This window comes from Brucella sp. IR073 (assembly GCF_049065735.1).
In the GTDB taxonomy this organism is placed as follows: Bacteria; Pseudomonadota; Alphaproteobacteria; order Rhizobiales; family Rhizobiaceae; genus Paramesorhizobium.
In genome coordinates, this window is record NZ_JBAKHD010000003.1 from 103135 (window position 1) to 119489 (window position 16355).

Below are 16355 nucleotides of genomic sequence, written 5' to 3' on the forward strand. Positions count from 1 at the left end.
ACGTCCGGTGCCAATCACAAACGGTGCAGGATGAGGGCGGAGCGTCCTGCCAGCCAAATCTCCCCCCTTGTGGGGGAGATGTCCGGCAGGACAGAGGGGGGTTGCCTCGCGATTCCATCAAAACATTTGCTGGTCTCTCAGCACCCTTGATTGACGATTATTCGGCCGCAATACTCATCCGCATGCGCTCCATCTCTTCCAGCGCGCGGCGGTATTCCACCGGCATGACCTTCACGAATTTCGGGCGGTACGCCTCCCAATTGTCGAGAATGTCCTTGGCGCGCGCCGAGCCCGTATAGTGCAGATGGTTCGAGATCAGCTGCACCAGCCGCTCCTCGTCATGATGCGTCATATTGGCGGAAACGTCGACCCGGCCCTTGTGCATGAGGTCGCCGCCATGATGGTGCAGCTTTTCGAGGATGTCGTCCTCTTCCGGCACCGGCTCCAGCTCGACCATCGCCATGTTGCAGCGCTGCGCGAAGTCACCCGCCTCGTCGAGCACATAGGCGACGCCCCCCGACATGCCCGCCGCGAAGTTGCGGCCCGTCTGGCCGATGACGACCACCACGCCGCCGGTCATATATTCGCAGCCATGGTCACCCACGCCCTCGACAACCGCCACCGCGCCGGAATTGCGCACGGCGAAGCGCTCACCGGCAACGCCGCTGAAATAGGCCTCGCCTTCGACCGCGCCGTAAAGCGCCGTATTGCCGGCGATGATCGATTCCGCCGCGACGATTTTCGCGTCTTCCGGCGGGCGGATGGTAATGATACCGCCCGAAAGGCCCTTGCCGACATAATCATTGCCGTCGCCGATAAGGTCAATCGAGATGCCATGCGCCAGGAACGCCCCGAAGGATTGGCCCGCCGTGCCGCGCAGCGTGATCGAGATCGTATCCTCGGGCAGTCCCTTGTGGCGGTAGCGCTTGGCCACCTCGCCCGAGAGCATCGCGCCCACCGAACGGTCGACATTCTTGACCGGCAGCTCGATCTTGACCGGCGTCTTGTTCTCAAGCGCCGGCTTGGCGAGCTCGATCAGCTTGCGGTCGAGCACATCCTCGATGGGGTGATGCTGGCGCTGCGTCCAGTAAATCTCCTCCTTCGGCGCATCCGGCTTGAAGAAGATGCGGCTGAAATCGAGGCCGCGGGCCTTCCAGTGGTCGATCATCGCCTGCTTTTCAAGAAGATCGGTCTCGCCGATGATCTGCTCAAGCTTGGTATACCCCATCGCCGCCAGATATTCGCGCACCTCTTCCGCCAGATAGAAGAAGAAGTTGATGACATGCTCCGGCGTGCCCTTAAAGCGCTTGCGCAAGACGGGGTCCTGCGTCGCCACGCCTACGGGACAAGTGTTGAGATGGCACTTGCGCATCATGATGCAGCCCGCCGCGATCAGCGGCGCGGTGGCGAAGCCGAACTCATCCGCGCCGAGCAGCGCGCCGACAATGACGTCGCGGCCGGTGCGAAGCCCGCCATCCACCTGCAACGCCACGCGGGAGCGAAGCCCGTTCAGCACCAGCGTCTGGTGCGTTTCGGCAAGGCCCATCTCCCATGGGGAGCCGGCATGTTTCAGCGAGGTGAGCGGCGAAGCGCCCGTGCCGCCGTCATAGCCGGAAATGGTGATATGGTCGGCGCGCGCCTTGGCGACACCGGCGGCTACCGTGCCGACGCCCACTTCCGACACCAGCTTGACCGAGACATCCGCCGCCGGATTGACGTTCTTCAGGTCATAGATCAGCTGCGCCAGATCCTCGATGGAATAGATGTCATGGTGCGGCGGCGGCGAGATGAGGCCGACGCCCGGCGTCGAATGCCGCGTCTTGGCGATGGTCGCATCAACCTTATGGCCGGGCAGCTGACCGCCCTCGCCGGGCTTGGCACCCTGCGCCACCTTGATCTGCATCACGTCGGAATTGACGAGATATTCCGTCGTCACACCGAAGCGGCCGGATGCTATCTGCTTGATGGCCGAGCGCTCCGGGTTCGGCTTGCCGTTCGGCAGCGGGTAGAAGCGATCCGGCTCCTCGCCGCCCTCGCCCGTGTTCGACTTGCCGCCGATCCGGTTCATGGCGATGGCCAGCGTCGTATGCGCCTCTCTGCTGATCGAGCCGAAGGACATCGCCCCGGTCGAGAAGCGCTTGACGATTTCCGCCGCCGGCTCCACTTCCTCCAGCGGCACCGGCTTAACCCCGCGCTCCTCAGCACTCTTGATATGGAACAAGCCGCGAATGCTCTTCGCCGCCGCCGACTGGCTGTTCACCATGTCGGAATATTCCTTGAACGTCTTCGGGTTCTCGGTGCGCACCGCATGCTGCAGCTTCGCCACTGCATCCGGCGTCCACTGATGCGCCTCGCCGCGCATGCGGTAGGCATATTCGCCGCCGACATCGAGCGTCGAGATCAGCACCGGGTCCTTGCCGAAGGCGTCAAGATGGCGGCGCACCGTCTCCTCGGCGATTTCCTCCAGCCCGACGCCCTCGATGGTGGTCGCGGTGCCGGTGAAGAATTTGTCGACGAACTCCGTTTTCAGCCCCACCGCGTCGAAAATCTGCGCGCCGCAATAGGACTGGTAGGTCGAGATGCCCATCTTGGACATGACCTTGAGGATGCCCTTGCCGATGGATTTGATGTAGCGGTAAACGAGCTCATGCTCATCCACCTCAGGCGGGAATTCCTTGCGCCGATGCATCTCCAGCAGCGTGTCGAAGGCGAGATAGGGGTTGATCGCCTCCGCGCCATAGCCGGCAAGGCAGCAGAAATGATGCACCTCGCGCGGCTCGCCCGACTCCACCACAAGCCCGACCGAGGTGCGCTGCCCCTTGCGGATCAGGTGATGATGCACCGCCGCCGTCGCCAGCAGCGCCGGGATCGGGATGCGGTCCGGCCCGACCTGCCGGTCGGAGAGGATGATGATGTTATAGCCGCCATGCACCGCCGCTTCCGCACGGTCGCACAGCCGCTCGATGGCCCCGGCCATGCCCGCCGGGCCTTCCGCCGCGTTGTAGGTGATGTCAAGCGTCTTGGTGTCGAACCGGTCCTCGGTATGGCCGATGGAGCGGATCTTTTCGAGATCGCCATTGGTCAGGATCGGCTGGCGCACTTCCAGCCGCTTGCGCCGCGAGGTGCCGACCAGATCGAAGATGTTCGGGCGCGGGCCGATGAAGGAGACGAGGCTCATCACCAGCTCCTCGCGGATCGGGTCGATGGGCGGGTTCGTCACCTGCGCGAAATTCTGCTTGAAATAGGTGTAGAGCAGCTTCGACTTGTCCGACATCGCCGAAATCGGCGTATCGGTGCCCATCGAGCCGATGGCCTCCTGCCCCGTGGTCGCCATCGGCGCCATCAGGATCTTCGTATCCTCCTGCGTGTAGCCGAAGGTCTGCTGCCGGTCGATGAGGCTCACATCCTTGCGCAGCGCGCGCGGCTCCACGGGGCTGAGGTCCTCAAGGATCAGCTGCGTGTTCTTCAGCCACTGCTTGTAGGGATGGCGCGTCGCGATCTCGGACTTGATCTCATCGTCCGAGATGATGCGTCCCTTGACGAGATCGATCAGCAGCATCTTGCCCGGCTGCAAGCGCCACTTCTTGACCACATGCTTGTCCTCCACCGGCAGCACGCCCGCCTCCGAGGCGAGAATCACGCGGTCGTCGTCGGTGACAATATAGCGGGCCGGACGCAGACCGTTGCGGTCCAGCGTCGCGCCGATCTGGCGGCCATCGGTGAAGCATAGGGCGGCCGGGCCGTCCCACGGCTCCATCAGCGCGGCATGATACTCATAGAACGCCTTGCGGTCTGCATCCATCAGCTTGTTGCCGGCCCATGCCTCCGGCACCAGCATCATCATGGCATGCGCCAGCTTGTAGCCGCCCTGAAACAGGAATTCGAGCGCATTGTCGAAGCAGGCCGTGTCCGACTGCCCCTCATAGGAGATCGGCCACAGCTTGGAAATGTTGTTACCGAACAGCTCGGAATCGACCGACGCCTGCCGCGCCGCCATCCAGTTGTTGTTGCCGCGCACCGTGTTGATCTCACCATTATGCGCGACCATGCGGTACGGATGGGCGAGCTTCCACGACGGGAAGGTGTTGGTCGAGAAGCGCTGGTGGACGAGGATCAGCGCGGATTCAAAACGCGGATCGTTCAAGTCCTTATAGTAAGCACCCACCTGGTTGGCGAGGAACATGCCTTTGTAGACAATGGTGCGCGACGACAGCGACACGCAATAGGCGCCCACATCCTTGTTGTTGTTCTCCGCATAGATGCGGCCGGAGATGACCTTGCGCAGAAGATAAAGCCGCGCTTCATATTCCTCGTCGTCATCGATATCGGGCGTGCGGCCGATGAAGACCTGCCGATGGTAAGGCTCGGCTGCGACGATCTCGGGCGCCTTGGAAAGGCAGGAATTGTCGACCGGCACGTCGCGGAAACCGATGACCGGCAATCCTTCAGACTGCGCCGACTCGCGGATGATCTCGTCAATATGCGCCCGCGCATCCGCATCCTGCGGCATGAACCAGTGGCCGACGCCATATTGCCCCGCCGGAGGCAGGTCGACGCCCTGCTTCGCCATCTCCTCGCGGAAGAAGCGGTCGGGAATCTGCACCAGCACACCCGCGCCGTCGCCCACCAGCGGGTCGGCCCCCACCGCGCCGCGATGCGTCAGGTTTTCGAGCATGAACAGCCCGTCCTTGACGATCTGGTGCGACTTCACGCCCTTCATCTGCGCGATGAAGCCGACGCCGCAGGCATCATGCTCGTTGCGCGGGTCGTAAAGACCCTGTCGCGCCGGCAACCCGGCGAGCGTCGTTCGGTTCGGAGTTCGCGACGTTTTGGCGGCTTTGACCGCACGGTTCTGCACGCCCTCGAGAAGCTCGGGTGATACAGATGGCGTCAAGTCCGTCATCGTCATTTCCTCCTGAAAGGCCCTATCGGGCGGTCGTTCTTGATCCGGGGGGAATATGACCGATTCCACCCCGGCGTCCATGTGGCATATGACTGCAAGAGCATTTTGGACCGCGAGGCAATTCACGTTTTCGCCCGCATGTCCCAAGCGCCATTGCGCCGCGCAAACCGGCGCCGGAGCTGTTGTTCGGCTCCGCCACCGGTCAAATAAGACAGCAATGCTGTCCTATATTCTATGGCAGAAATTATGCCCGATCACAAGATGGAAAAGCAAAATAAAATCGCCAACTTTGTAATATTATTGCGCAAACCGATTTTTCTCCATTGCTGAAATTGCTTATCCAGCGTTTTTCGCCATAAAATTGCCACCGAATAGACAAATTCCCTAGGGAAAAATTGTACGTCTTCGCTCTACCCATTCACCCCTTCTCTCTGGACAGCCGCGCCGTGGGGGTGCAAGAACCCTCGCGATCATCAAGGGTATGCGGGAGAAAGCACATGAATTTCGCATCGGACAATTGGGCGGGCGCACATCCAAAGGTGGCCGAGAGCCTGGTCCGCCATGCGGGCGGGTTTGGGGCGGCCTATGGCGCGAGCGATATCGACCGCGCGGTTGAGAAACGCTTCAACGAATTGTTCGAGCGCGAAGTGGCGGTGTTCTTCGTCGCGACCGGCACGGCGGCCAATTCGCTGGCGCTCGCGAGCGTCAACCGACCGGGCGGCGTTTCCTTCTGCCATCGCGAAGCCCATGTCATCGAGGATGAATGCGGCGCGCCGGAGTATTTCACCGGCGGCGCACGTCTGCATCCGGTGGACGGCGCGCTCGGGCGCATCGACCCGGCCAATCTCCAGCGCGAACTGAAACGCTTCAACCCCGGCTTCGTCCATGCCGGCCAGCCCATGGCCGTCTCAATCACGCAGGCCACCGAGGTCGGCACCCTCTATGGCCTTGACGATATAGCCCGCATCTCCGCCGTCTGCCGCGACCACGGCCTGCCGCTGCATATGGACGGCGCGCGCTTCGCCAATGCGCTGGTTTCGCTTGGGTGTTCCCCGGCGGATATGACCTGGCGGCAAGGCGTGGACATCGTCTCCTTCGGCGGCACGAAGAATGGCTGCTGGTGCGCCGAGGCGCTGGTGTTTATGGACCCGTCGCAGGCCAAGGACCTGCCCTTCATCCGCAAGCGCGCCGCCCAGCTCTTTTCCAAGACCCGCTTCATCGCCGCCCAGTTCGAAGCCTATCTCGACGGCAGCCTCTGGCTGGAACTCGCGACCCACGCCAACGCCATGGCGCAGCGGCTCGCCGGCCATATCCGCGCCTCGCAGCAGCTCCGCCTCGCCTGGGAGCCGCAGGCAAATGAAGTCTTCGCGATCATGAAGAAGAGCGTCTACGAAAAATTGCAGGCGCAGGGCGCCGTCTTTTACGACTGGAACCCGCCGCATTCCGAGATGGACCGCGTGGCGGAAGACGAAACCTTCGCTCGCTTCGTGACGAGCTTCGCTACCTCGGAGGAAGAGGTGGATCGGTTCGGAGCGTTGGTTGCCTGACGCGACGCCCCTCCCTCCCCCCTTGCGGGGAGGGTGGCCCGAAGGGTCGGGTGGGGGTGGTGACGTCGTACCACGATCTCAGAAGAGGTAGAAGCGGCGCCACCCCCATCCGCCCGCTAACGCGGGCACCTTCCCCGCAAGGGGGAAGGAGGGCGCTAAGCTTACTCAGCAGCCTTCGTCTCGATCGCCTTGGCCTTCTCGGAGGAAAGCACCTCCACGGCGATCTTGCGCGGCTTCATCCCCTCGGGGATTTCGCGCTTGAGATCGATATGCAGCAACCCGTTCTTCAGGCTCGCACCGGTGACCTCCACGAAGTCGGCAAGCTGGAAGCGACGCTCGAACGCGCGTGAGGCAATGCCGCGATAGAGGAACTGGCGCTGCTCGCCGCCGTTCTCCTCGGCCTTCTGGCCCTTGATGGTCAGCTGGTTGCGATGAGCCTCGATTTCGATCTCATCCTCGGAAAAACCCGCGACCGCCATCGTAATGCGATAGGCATTCTCACCCGTCCGCTCGATATTATACGGCGGATAGGCGGGCGCGCCCTCGGGTGCGCTAAGCGAATCGAGCATCGTGAAGAGCCGGTCGAAGCCGACTGTGGAACGGTAAAGCGGTGAAAAATCAACGTGACGCATGGTAAAAGCCCTCCTTTAGAGCGACGTTTTGCGTTGTGGCTGAACGATAGTTCCCAATTCGGCGAACCTCTGAGCCAGCGGCCCCATCTGGCGACCGCAACCAAGATTTGGGTTTGGCGTTTTGTGATTTCAAGACCGGAGCACGGTCCCCAAAATAGGCAGACTTTTTGGATCGGATCATGCGACCAGCCAATAAAACAGACAGTCACATTTTTTGTTTGTGCATAGTGCTGAATGCCAGATGAATGCCGCCTTCGGCCTCTATTCAGGAAGCCGGAGCTAGTCTCCAACCATGTCCGGAGCGTTCCGGAATCGAGAGGGAAAAATGATGAAAAAGGCTGTCCTAGCCATTGCCGCCGCCACGATGCTTGGCCTCGGTATTTCCGCCCCTGCTGCCCCCGCCTTCGCGCAAGGCTGGTACGATGATGCCCCTCCCCCGCCGCGCTGGGGCCATGAGCGGCGCGACCGCGACTGGCGCCGTGATCGCGACCGCGATAGCTATGGCCGTCCGCGGATGATGGGCCCGCGCGAGATCGCCCGCTCGCTGGAGCGCCGCGGCTATAATGTCGGCGATATCGACATGCGTCGCGGCACTTATTACGTGAAAGCCTCCCGCCACGGCCGCCGCCTTATCCTCATCGTGGATGCCCGCGACGGCCGTATCCTAGACACGCAGCGCGTCGGCGGCGGCCGTCCGCACCGCACCGGCTTCACCATCGAGGTCAATCCATAACGAAGATACGGCCAGCCGGCTGTAACGTCCCTTCCAGAAGGCTGGCCAAGCCGGAGGTTTCCACACGGAGCCTCCGGCTTATTGTATAAACACAGTTAATCCCCAGCGGGAAACCTCGCCCTCCCCATTTGACCTTTGCCCTTCGCCAGCCTATCGATTGGACACATCATGTCGATGGAAATGCGCCAGGGGCGACACCGCATGACTGATTATCTCTTCGAGAGCGATATCAACCGCGCCCCTGCCGGCACCCGGTCCGGCATGCTGGAGATGCGTGACGGCAAGGTGCTGCGCTATTCCGTCACGCCAGGCGTCGGCGTCTCGCCGCGCGGTACGGTCATCATTCTCCATGGCCGCAACGAATATATCGAGAAATATTTCGAGACCATGGCCGATCTCGCCGCCGGGGGATTGACCGTCGCGACCTTCGACTGGCGCGGGCAAGGCGGGTCGAGCAGGCTGCTCCGCGATCCCTTACGCGGCCATGTCAATAATTTCGATGACTACGTGCTCGACCTCGGCGAAGTCATGCACGATCTCATCCTGCCGGACTGTCCGCCGCCCTATTACATCCTCGCCCATTCGACGGGTGGCCTCATCGCCCTGCTTGCTGCCCCGGCGCTTGCTGGCCATATTCGCCGCATGGTGCTGACCGCGCCCTTTCTCGGCCTTCCCGGCTCGCGCCTTGCGATCGGCGGCATCCGCCTTGCCACCCGGACGGCGGGGCTCGTCGGGCTCGGCGGCTATTACGCCAATGGCCGGCGCGGGGAAGCGCAGCCCTTTGCTGACAATCCCCTGACGAGCGACCCGCGCCGCTTCCTGCGCAACGCCGAAATCATCCGCGATCATCCGCAACTAGGCTTGGGCGGCCCGACGGCACGCTGGGTTTCATCCGCGCTCCGTGCGATGGATCAGGTGCATGACCATCATTTCATGAGCAATTTCAGCATTCCCACCCTGATCGTGGCGGCGGGCGCGGATAAGGTCGTCTCGACGCTCACCACCGAGCGCTATGCTGCCCGCCTACGCAATGGCGCGCTGCTCGTCATCGACGGCGCGCGCCATGAAATCCTGCAGGAAGCCGATTTTTTCCGCGAGCAACTGCTCGCCGCATTCGATGCGTTCATTCCCGGCTCGGATTTCCTCGAAATCGATCAGCCTGCATTCAGGAGTGCATGATCCTGTCCGGGCTAAGCAACTTTACCGGATCACGAGTTTAGCAGTTCCAGCGCTGCCCGGTGAAGCTCCGGCGTGGCGGCGGCGATGATGTCTCCGCCCGTTTCCGCCGGCCCGCCATCCCAGCGCGTCACCACCCCGCCGGCCTTCTCGATAAGGGGAATGAGCGCGACGATGTCATAAGGCTGTAGCCCCACCTCGACGGCGATGTCGACGAAACCCAGCGCCACCATGGCGAAGGCATAGCAATCGACGCCATAGCGCGGCAGGCGTACCACGGCCTCCAGCCGGTCATAGGCGAGTCGCTTGGCCTCCTTATAGAGCGCGGGCGTGGTGGTGAATAAAGTGGCATCTGCAAGCGCGGTGGTATTGCGTGTGCTGAGCCGCCGCGCCTCCCTGGCCTCCCCCGCCCGCTCATAATACGACGCCTCGCCATCGCAATAGAAAAGCTCGCCCGTGAAAGGCTGCGACATCAGCCCGGCTTCCGCCTTGCCATCGACCGTGAGCCCCACCAGCGTTCCCCACACCGGCAGGCCGGAAATGAACGCCCGTGTGCCGTCGATGGGATCGATCACCCAGACATGGCTGTGTTCGAGATTTTCCGCGCCATGCTCCTCGCCCAGAATTCCGTGGTCGGGATAGGCCTCGCGGATCACCTTCCGGATCGCCCGCTCCGCCTCACGGTCGGCTTCCGTCACCGGATCGAAGCCTTCTGCATATTTGTTATGCACTGTTCCGGGCATGCGGAACCGTGGCAGCGTTTCCGCCGTCGCTGCCGCCGCGATCTTCATGAGAAATGACTTTTCGACGGCCGCCATGGCTTCCTCCCTCAATTTGCTCGTGGCTGACTGTTATCAGGGCAGATGGCTACAAATCCAGCCCAAATTTTGAGCACAAAAACTTATTGCCCAAATTATCACATTTTAGCTTGACCGATTTTGCAACGCACCATAATGTGAGCGTCAGACAGGGGCTCCTGTCTATGCCCTCCTTGGGCGTTTCCTCCCTAGACTTTGGACCGCCCACGGGCGGTCTTTTTTTATGGATGGAGGGCGGAGGCTTATTCGGCAGCCAGCGGCGGCTGGCTGAAATGATAGTCCGGCAGCGAGGACAAATCCGCCAGAAACATGTTGATGTCCCTCCGCAGCATGTCAAAGCCCGAATGCTTCTCGAAGCTGCGCTCATTCAGATAGAGGCCGCGATTGACCTCGATCTGCAGCGCATGGAAGCCCTTGGCCGGCTTGCCGTAATGCTCGGTTATGAAGCCGCCCGCGTAGGGCTTGTTGTAGGCGACGGCATAGCCCATGTCGCGCAAAAGCTCGATCGCCGCTTCCGCCAGCGCGCGGCTGCAAGAGAGGCCGAACCGGTCGCCGATGATGAAATCCGGCCGTCCGATTCCCTCCCCCGCCCGGATGCCTGCGGGCATGGAGTGGCAGTCGATAAGCACGCAATAGCCGAACCGGCGCTCCGTATCGGCGATGAGGCGGGAGAGCACCGCATGATAAGGCTTGTAGAGCGTCTCGATCCGCTGCAGCGCCTCGGCAAGCGGCAGCTTGCCGGGATAGATGTCCTGCCCCTCGCCGACAAGGCGGGGCACGGTGCCGAGCCCGCCCGCCACCCGCGCCGATTGCGCGTTGGCGTAAGAGGGAAGCGGCTCGGCGAACATGCGCGGATCGAGCTCATAGGGCTCGCGGTTGACGTCGAGATAGGCGCGCGGAAAATGCGCCAGCAGCATCGGCGCGCCCAGCGCCACGGCCCCGCCGAAAAGCTCCTCGACGAAGCAATCCTCCGAGCGGCGGATGGCATATTCATCGAGCCTCGACGTGGCGAGAAAGCGGGGCGGATAATAGCGGCCGCTATGGGGCGAATCGAAGACAAAGGGAATGCGCTGCTCCGCAGGCGCACGGATCTCATGCGGCGGAACCAGGGAAAACTCGCACTCCGGGGTCATCGGCGGACCGTTTGTGAACGAAACGTCATCCCCCGGAAAGTGCCAGCAGAAGCGCGGCGTGTCTAGTCTCCGCCCTGCCCTTCGGACTGATTCTCTCCTCGACAGGCATATGATTCGGATTCTATGGTTGTCATGCCTTATTCATCCGATATTTACCAAAAGGGCGTTTCTTGAAACGGAACGAATCGCCCCAAAATGCCATTGAAGATGGAGCGGGCACGCCGCGGGTGGCCAGGAAATTTCGGACAGACCAATGAAAAGAATTCTTCTAGCGGAAGATGACAACGATATGCGTCGCTTTCTGGTGAAGGCACTTGAGAAGGCGGGCTATCATGTGACCCACTTCGATAATGGCGCCAGCGCCTATGAGCGACTTCGCGAAGAGCCCTTCTCCCTGCTTCTGACAGACATCGTCATGCCCGAGATGGACGGAATCGAACTGGCGCGCCGCGCGACGGAGATCGACCCCGACCTCAAGGTCATGTTCATCACCGGCTTCGCGGCGGTTGCGCTCAATCCCGATTCGAACGCGCCGCGCGATGCAAAGGTGCTGTCGAAGCCATTCCATTTGCGCGATCTCGTCAACGAGATCGAAAAAATGCTGGTGGCCGCCTGACCGTCGGCCCGGGCATCGAAAGGTGCCCGGATTTTCCGGGCGATGTCACGCCGCCCGATAAAAGTCTTCCACCGGAAAAAGAAAACCGGCGAAACTTCGAAATCAGGCATTGACGGGCGCATTCCGATATGGTGTATGCGCCCTCGTCGGATGGGCGTGTAGCTCAGCGGGAGAGCACTACGTTGACATCGTAGGGGTCACAGGTTCAATCCCTGTCACGCCCACCATCCGAACCCCTGATATCCTTAAATTTTTCGCTCTGTATACATAGTGCCCGGAAGGTTCAATGAACCTAAGAGGCAGCTTCATCCTATTGAGAGCGGCCCCCGCTATAGGATCACCCCATGCATCGAATTGTAATCACGCCAGCGGCCTGCGTCATGATTCTCGCACTAGCCGGGTCAGCCCGTGCCGCTCCGACCTGCGCGAATCAGATTTGCACAATCGACGGTGACACCATCACCATCCATGACGAGCACATCCGAATCGCCAACATCGACGCGCCGGAGATCGGTCACCCTCGATGTGATGCAGAGCGGCGGCTGGGACTGGTCGCCAAACGTCGGCTCGCGGAATTGCTCGCGACCGGCGATCCCGTCATCAAGCGCGGCGACCCGGATACAGGCCGCATCAAGGACCGCTACGGGCGCACACTGGCGACGATATCAGTCAATGGTCACGATGTGGGCGACGTGCTTATATCTGAGCTTCTGGCGCGGCCTTGGAAAGGCAAGCGCCGTGGGTGGTGTGAGTGATCGCGCCATCATAAACGGCACTCCGAAACGACCCCGGTTGACTCTCATTCATGTTGCGAACAAAATGAGAACAAGAAGCCCAACCGGTACAGCCAACTGGGCTAGGTCGGTGATGCATCATGACACGGCACAAGGGAATGCTGTCCAGTTGGCAGATCGACCACGATTTCCCTCATCAGGTGGCGCTCTGTCAGCGCGGAGGTTTCCAAGCGCGAGTTGCAATTCATGAAGTTGCCCGTTCACTTGGCTGCTCGCCGCGCGGGCACAGCGTCCAGCACGAAGACGAATGGTATACAGTCTTTTGTTTCGCCGACGCTGAGAAAGCCCATATCTTCAGGGAGCGATTCGACGGGGTACATTTCAACCCTGCGGACCGAGGCAAAGGTCATCTGTGGTGGAAATGGCGCAAGCTGCCATGGAACCGCGGCATAGAGCTTCGCGAGGTGGCAGAGAGAACGACGCTGCTGGATATCCCGTCATCCGATGATATCTATGCCTATTGCCTGACATGCGGGAATTTGAACAGCTTGGATCGACTTGTTCTACTCGCCCGCATCAACCCAAAAGCCAGAATGCGGTCGTATGAGAGGCGATTGGTTTGCTCCAAATGCGGGCGAGCCGGTGACAGCATCTTCGGGACTGCAACAGTGCAGATGGAGACTAGCATGTGCAATCTATACAACGTGACGACGACGCACGAGGCGATGCGGCGGCTGTTTAAGTTTGGCGCCGACCTAACCAATCGCCTCGACCCGACGCTCGATATCTATCCCGATTATGCCGCTCCCGTGGTCCGGAATAACGGCGCCGAGCGCGAACTGGCGATGGTGCGCTGGGGCATGCCGACCCCGCCGCAATTTTTGAAAAGCGATGTGGATAGCGGCGTGACCAATATCCGCAATGTCGCCTCCCCTCACTGGCGCCGATGGCTTGGCGTTGGGAATCGCTGCGTTGTCCCGGCCACGAGTTTTTCGGAGTATGGACAGGAGCCGGACCCGGTAACCAAGCGCAAGCCGCTGCACTGGTTCGCACTGGACCAAAGCAAGCCGCTCTATGCATTTGCGGGGATATGGACGCCCTGGACTGCGACGCGTAAGAAAAAGGAAGGCCCGGTGGAATGCGAGATATTCGCGTTTCTGACCTGCCAGCCCAACGCCGTTGTCGCCCCGATCCACCCCAAGGCAATGCCGGTGATCCTGACGAGTGAGCATGAGATCGAGATGTGGCTCACCGCGCCGTGGGATATCGCCAAGCAGCTTCAGCGCCCGCTGCCGGATGATGAACTGGTGCTAGTCGAGAAAGCGGCGGCATGAGCGACGATAATACCCTGATCGAGCTACCTAGGACCAAGCCCGGCATTGACGAGCACTGGTGCATGCATCCGGGCTGTAAGAAATGGGGGAGTTTTGGCTTTGGTGGTCGATATGGCGTCGAGTGGTATTGCGGTGATCACCGCGGGGACGCATTAAAAAGGGATGAGCAGAAATAATCGCCGCTCGGAGATGAGCGCGAGATTTTCGCGCTCCATCTGCATCAGGCAGCCTTTGAGGCTTTCTGCGGCTCGGCCAGCGACATCACATAGGCCATAGCCTTCTGGCGTTTCGCGGGGTCGGCGATTTGAAAAAAAGCCTTGACCAGATCTCGGCCCTCTTTGGCCAGTTCCGGCGAATATGCGTTTTCCTGATTGTTCATCCATATCTCCTGTTTTGTTCGCTAAAGTCGTGGGAATCAGCACATGACACTTATAGGTGTCAAATCCGAAATGATATTTCCCGCTAGATCAGTTAACGCGCAGATGGATCAGATCAAGGAGGCGACCTCCGGGTCACCTATATCTGTCGTCCTCGCACTCATTGGCGCTTGACGCTCACCATCCCATTGAGCGTGTCCTCTGCCTCGATCCGGGCCATATCCAGCATGTAGACGAGCATGTCGAGGTTTTCGCTAGCAGCTATTTTCATCAACTCATGGAGCTCCCCAATGATGAAAACCAGCTTTTCCTGCCTGGTCGGCTCCTTAGCCATATTCCGCCCCCTTTTGAAAGATCAGTGAAAGATAACGACATCCGCATTTAAGGTTTGATCGAGCTAATTAAGCAATGGGCGAAGGTTAGCGATCTTATAGTTTGGCTACTTATTGGTGTATCCGGCTGTGTCGATTTTATTAAAAAAGCAAATATGGAGAAATATCTTAATGACCATCACTGCCGAACGTGGACACCTGCCTCTCCGGCAGCATCAATGAGGGCTTGCCTCACGGCATTGGCAGGCTCCTGCCCCTCAAGCACCGCAAGGCATACTCGCAAAGCCTCCTGGTGTCGTCGTCCGCGCTTTTCTGGCCAGCGGTACAGCAGAATTTCCGCCGCCTCTGCTGCCGACGTGACGTTGCGACAAACCCCGATCCGATCAGACGGCAACTCGATACTCACCGGCGGGTGGAAATAACCTCTGTCCATGCCGCCGCAACGCCGGTTTGGGAAATGGGTTCCAAAACGCATAAAGAAGCCCCCAGCGCCGTGAAGCACCGGGGGCGAAATCAGGTGGCGTGAAAGTGGCGTTATATCCGAGGATGCCTTTCATATTGGCCCAGAGTTGGAGATAACCCCTTATCCGGCAGGCCAGACCGGCAGGGCCATGCACCCCAAGGGCTATCGCCCGTTCCGAACCTTGTAATAAATCTGGACCAGCAGCCAGACGATGCCCAGCGCCGAAAGAACTATGGACAGGCCGTGCTCAAGATATGGAAGCCATACGGGGTTGGTGGCCGCACCGGTGGCGACTGCCGCCGTTACTCGATCCGCGATCTGGTCTTTCATCACCAGCACCCCGCCGATTTGCCATAAGCATTATGCCCCGCAATCCCCTGCCCTGCGGTGATATCATTGCCCGCGAGATAGACCGCCGTCGCGGGCTTAAGGCTGATCGGCTCCCACCCGGCGCAGTTGATCGGCGCACTCTGACACCCCGCCGCCAAGCTCAAGGCAGAGGCGATAGCCGTCCATGCCAATAATCTTTTCATCAATGTCACCCCTCTTCGAGATTGCCGCTACCGTTGCCTCTGCCGCCGACAGGGCCGCTTGCTGACGCCCATTCGCCGCGCCGTACAGATAGACAGGACCGGCGGCGAGCAGCGCGCCCACCGCCGCCCCCGCGCCGATCTGCCAATATTTGAGGAGCGCCAGCATTACGCCCCCATCTCCGATTTCAGGTCTTTGACCGCCCGGAAGAGATCGACACGGCGCTTGATGCCGTAGACGGCAAAAGCGACGATAGCCGCGCTGATGAGCAGCTGCGCGCGCCAATCGAGGCCACCGAGAAATTCACCGGCAGCGGAAACGCCAGCGCCAACACCGGCCAGCGCCCACGTCCAAGTGGTCTTGCTCTTGGCCGGGTGCTTTTCCAGCTCGCCGGGGTCGGCCACCACTGTTTCTTTGACGGTCATGGTTTCAGGTGGCGCGACAGGTGCGGCGGCTACGGCCTGCGCGGCCACGCGAACCTTTTCAAGCACAGCCTCCACTTTTGCCGGGGGGACAAGGGCTTTGTTGAGAGGATCGCCGCTGTAATAGGACTGCCCGCGCTTAAGCTGCTGATGCGCGCCCTTGGTCGCGGTAAGCACCGGGAACGAGGCCCACTCCATCGCGAGACGCTTGCCAAATTCCGCCCGGCTGATTTTCCCTGCTGCGAAATCCTCATACCCGCGCCGCTTGAGCAGATGATAGGCGAGCCGATCCTGTAGGTCAGGGTCAAATACCTGTTTGCCGCTCAGACCAAGCTCTTTCGCCAGCCCTTGCAGCGTGGCCCGCATGAACTGGTAGCCGCCGGATGCCGACGATTTGAAGCGCCGGGTAAAGCCCTCCTGCGCGTCCACCAGTTCGCCAATCGTCATGCTGGTGATTGGCTTTGAGAGCTTATCCTGATTGTGTCCGTAGATAACATCGTAAGAGGCCCGATCGCTCCGGCCCGTCTCCGTCTGGCGGATGAAGTCGAGCAAAAGCGCCGCGCCGTGAGGAACGGTTCTGTCCATGATCTTTCCTTTCGACATA

The 16355-nt window shown here is 60.7% G+C and carries 17 protein-coding genes and 1 tRNA gene; 8 read left to right on the forward strand and 10 right to left on the reverse strand.

Annotated elements, in window-relative coordinates; genetic code table 11:
- Nucleotides 1-157: 157 nt before the first annotated feature.
- Nucleotides 158-4903 carry a glutamate synthase large subunit gene (gene gltB / locus ACOWVG_RS07085; protein ID WP_420961004.1) on the reverse strand — a complete coding sequence of 1582 codons (4746 nt, stop codon included), beginning with the start codon at nucleotides 4901-4903 and terminating at the stop codon, nucleotides 158-160.
- A gap of 497 nt (nucleotides 4904-5400) precedes the next feature.
- Here gltB and ACOWVG_RS07090 point away from each other — a divergent pair, with 497 nt between their 5' ends.
- The gene (locus tag ACOWVG_RS07090) at nucleotides 5401-6450 is read left to right on the forward strand and encodes a threonine aldolase family protein (protein ID WP_420961005.1); all 1050 of its coding nucleotides are present in this window, start codon (nucleotides 5401-5403) and stop codon (nucleotides 6448-6450) included.
- A gap of 161 nt (nucleotides 6451-6611) precedes the next feature.
- On the opposite strand, the gene ACOWVG_RS07095 is transcribed toward ACOWVG_RS07090, so the two are convergent.
- On the reverse strand, nucleotides 6612-7082 hold the full coding sequence (locus tag ACOWVG_RS07095) for an Hsp20 family protein (protein WP_420961006.1): 471 nt from the start codon (nucleotides 7080-7082) through the stop codon (nucleotides 6612-6614).
- 328 nt (nucleotides 7083-7410) lie between these two features.
- Here ACOWVG_RS07095 and ACOWVG_RS07100 point away from each other — a divergent pair, with 328 nt between their 5' ends.
- A complete protein-coding gene (locus ACOWVG_RS07100) occupies nucleotides 7411-7815 on the forward strand; it encodes an antifreeze protein (RefSeq protein ID WP_420961008.1) in 405 nt (134 codons plus the stop codon).
- A 201-nt stretch (nucleotides 7816-8016) separates the two neighbouring features.
- A complete protein-coding gene (locus ACOWVG_RS07105) occupies nucleotides 8017-8994 on the forward strand; it encodes an alpha/beta fold hydrolase (RefSeq protein ID WP_420961009.1) in 978 nt (325 codons plus the stop codon).
- 29 nt (nucleotides 8995-9023) lie between these two features.
- Here ACOWVG_RS07105 and hisN read toward each other — a convergent pair whose 3' ends face one another.
- Together hisN and ACOWVG_RS07115 are read right to left on the reverse strand one after the other, a co-directional pair.
- A complete protein-coding gene (gene hisN, locus ACOWVG_RS07110; protein WP_420961012.1) occupies nucleotides 9024-9809 on the reverse strand; it encodes a histidinol-phosphatase in 786 nt (261 codons plus the stop codon).
- A gap of 242 nt (nucleotides 9810-10051) precedes the next feature.
- A complete protein-coding gene (locus tag ACOWVG_RS07115; protein ID WP_420961013.1) occupies nucleotides 10052-10942 on the reverse strand; it encodes an N-formylglutamate amidohydrolase in 891 nt (296 codons plus the stop codon).
- A 253-nt stretch (nucleotides 10943-11195) separates the two neighbouring features.
- On the opposite strand from ACOWVG_RS07115, the gene cpdR reads away from it, so the two are divergent.
- The 5 genes from cpdR (at nucleotide 11196) to ACOWVG_RS07140 (ending at nucleotide 13802) form a co-directional block, all read left to right on the forward strand.
- Nucleotides 11196-11558 (forward strand): cell cycle two-component system response regulator CpdR, encoded by a 363-nt coding sequence (gene cpdR / locus ACOWVG_RS07120; protein WP_183433078.1) that lies wholly within the window; start codon nucleotides 11196-11198, stop codon nucleotides 11556-11558.
- Between the two features lie 152 nt (nucleotides 11559-11710).
- Nucleotides 11711-11785 (forward strand) — tRNA-Val (locus tag ACOWVG_RS07125).
- A gap of 117 nt (nucleotides 11786-11902) precedes the next feature.
- Entirely contained in the window at nucleotides 11903-12313 is a 411-nt protein-coding gene (locus ACOWVG_RS07130; RefSeq protein WP_420961015.1) for a thermonuclease family protein, read from the forward strand.
- 665 nt (nucleotides 12314-12978) lie between these two features.
- Nucleotides 12979-13626 carry an SOS response-associated peptidase gene (locus ACOWVG_RS07135; RefSeq protein WP_420961657.1) on the forward strand — a complete coding sequence of 216 codons (648 nt, stop codon included), beginning with the start codon at nucleotides 12979-12981 and terminating at the stop codon, nucleotides 13624-13626.
- A gap of 62 nt (nucleotides 13627-13688) precedes the next feature.
- The gene (locus ACOWVG_RS07140; RefSeq protein ID WP_420961658.1) at nucleotides 13689-13802 is read left to right on the forward strand and encodes a hypothetical protein; all 114 of its coding nucleotides are present in this window, start codon (nucleotides 13689-13691) and stop codon (nucleotides 13800-13802) included.
- 44 nt (nucleotides 13803-13846) lie between these two features.
- On the opposite strand, the gene ACOWVG_RS07145 is transcribed toward ACOWVG_RS07140, so the two are convergent.
- The 6 genes from ACOWVG_RS07145 to ACOWVG_RS07170 all read right to left on the reverse strand — a co-directional run bounded on the left by ACOWVG_RS07145 (nucleotide 13847) and on the right by ACOWVG_RS07170 (nucleotide 16336).
- The gene (locus ACOWVG_RS07145; RefSeq protein ID WP_420961017.1) at nucleotides 13847-14005 is read right to left on the reverse strand and encodes a hypothetical protein; all 159 of its coding nucleotides are present in this window, start codon (nucleotides 14003-14005) and stop codon (nucleotides 13847-13849) included.
- 158 nt (nucleotides 14006-14163) lie between these two features.
- Nucleotides 14164-14337 (reverse strand): hypothetical protein, encoded by a 174-nt coding sequence (locus ACOWVG_RS07150; RefSeq protein ID WP_420961020.1) that lies wholly within the window; start codon nucleotides 14335-14337, stop codon nucleotides 14164-14166.
- Nucleotides 14338-14513: 176 nt separating this feature from the next.
- Entirely contained in the window at nucleotides 14514-14810 is a 297-nt protein-coding gene (locus ACOWVG_RS07155) for a DUF982 domain-containing protein (protein WP_420961021.1), read from the reverse strand.
- Between the two features lie 150 nt (nucleotides 14811-14960).
- A complete protein-coding gene (locus tag ACOWVG_RS07160) occupies nucleotides 14961-15128 on the reverse strand; it encodes a hypothetical protein (RefSeq protein ID WP_420961023.1) in 168 nt (55 codons plus the stop codon).
- 96 nt (nucleotides 15129-15224) lie between these two features.
- Nucleotides 15225-15497 carry a hypothetical protein gene (locus ACOWVG_RS07165; protein WP_420961026.1) on the reverse strand — a complete coding sequence of 91 codons (273 nt, stop codon included), beginning with the start codon at nucleotides 15495-15497 and terminating at the stop codon, nucleotides 15225-15227.
- Nucleotides 15497-16336: a hypothetical protein gene (locus ACOWVG_RS07170; RefSeq protein WP_420961028.1), complete on the reverse strand. Its 840-nt coding sequence runs from the start codon at nucleotides 16334-16336 to the stop codon at nucleotides 15497-15499. Before ACOWVG_RS07170 ends, ACOWVG_RS07165 begins: the two co-directional genes overlap by 1 nt.
- Nucleotides 16337-16355 lie beyond the last annotated feature (19 nt).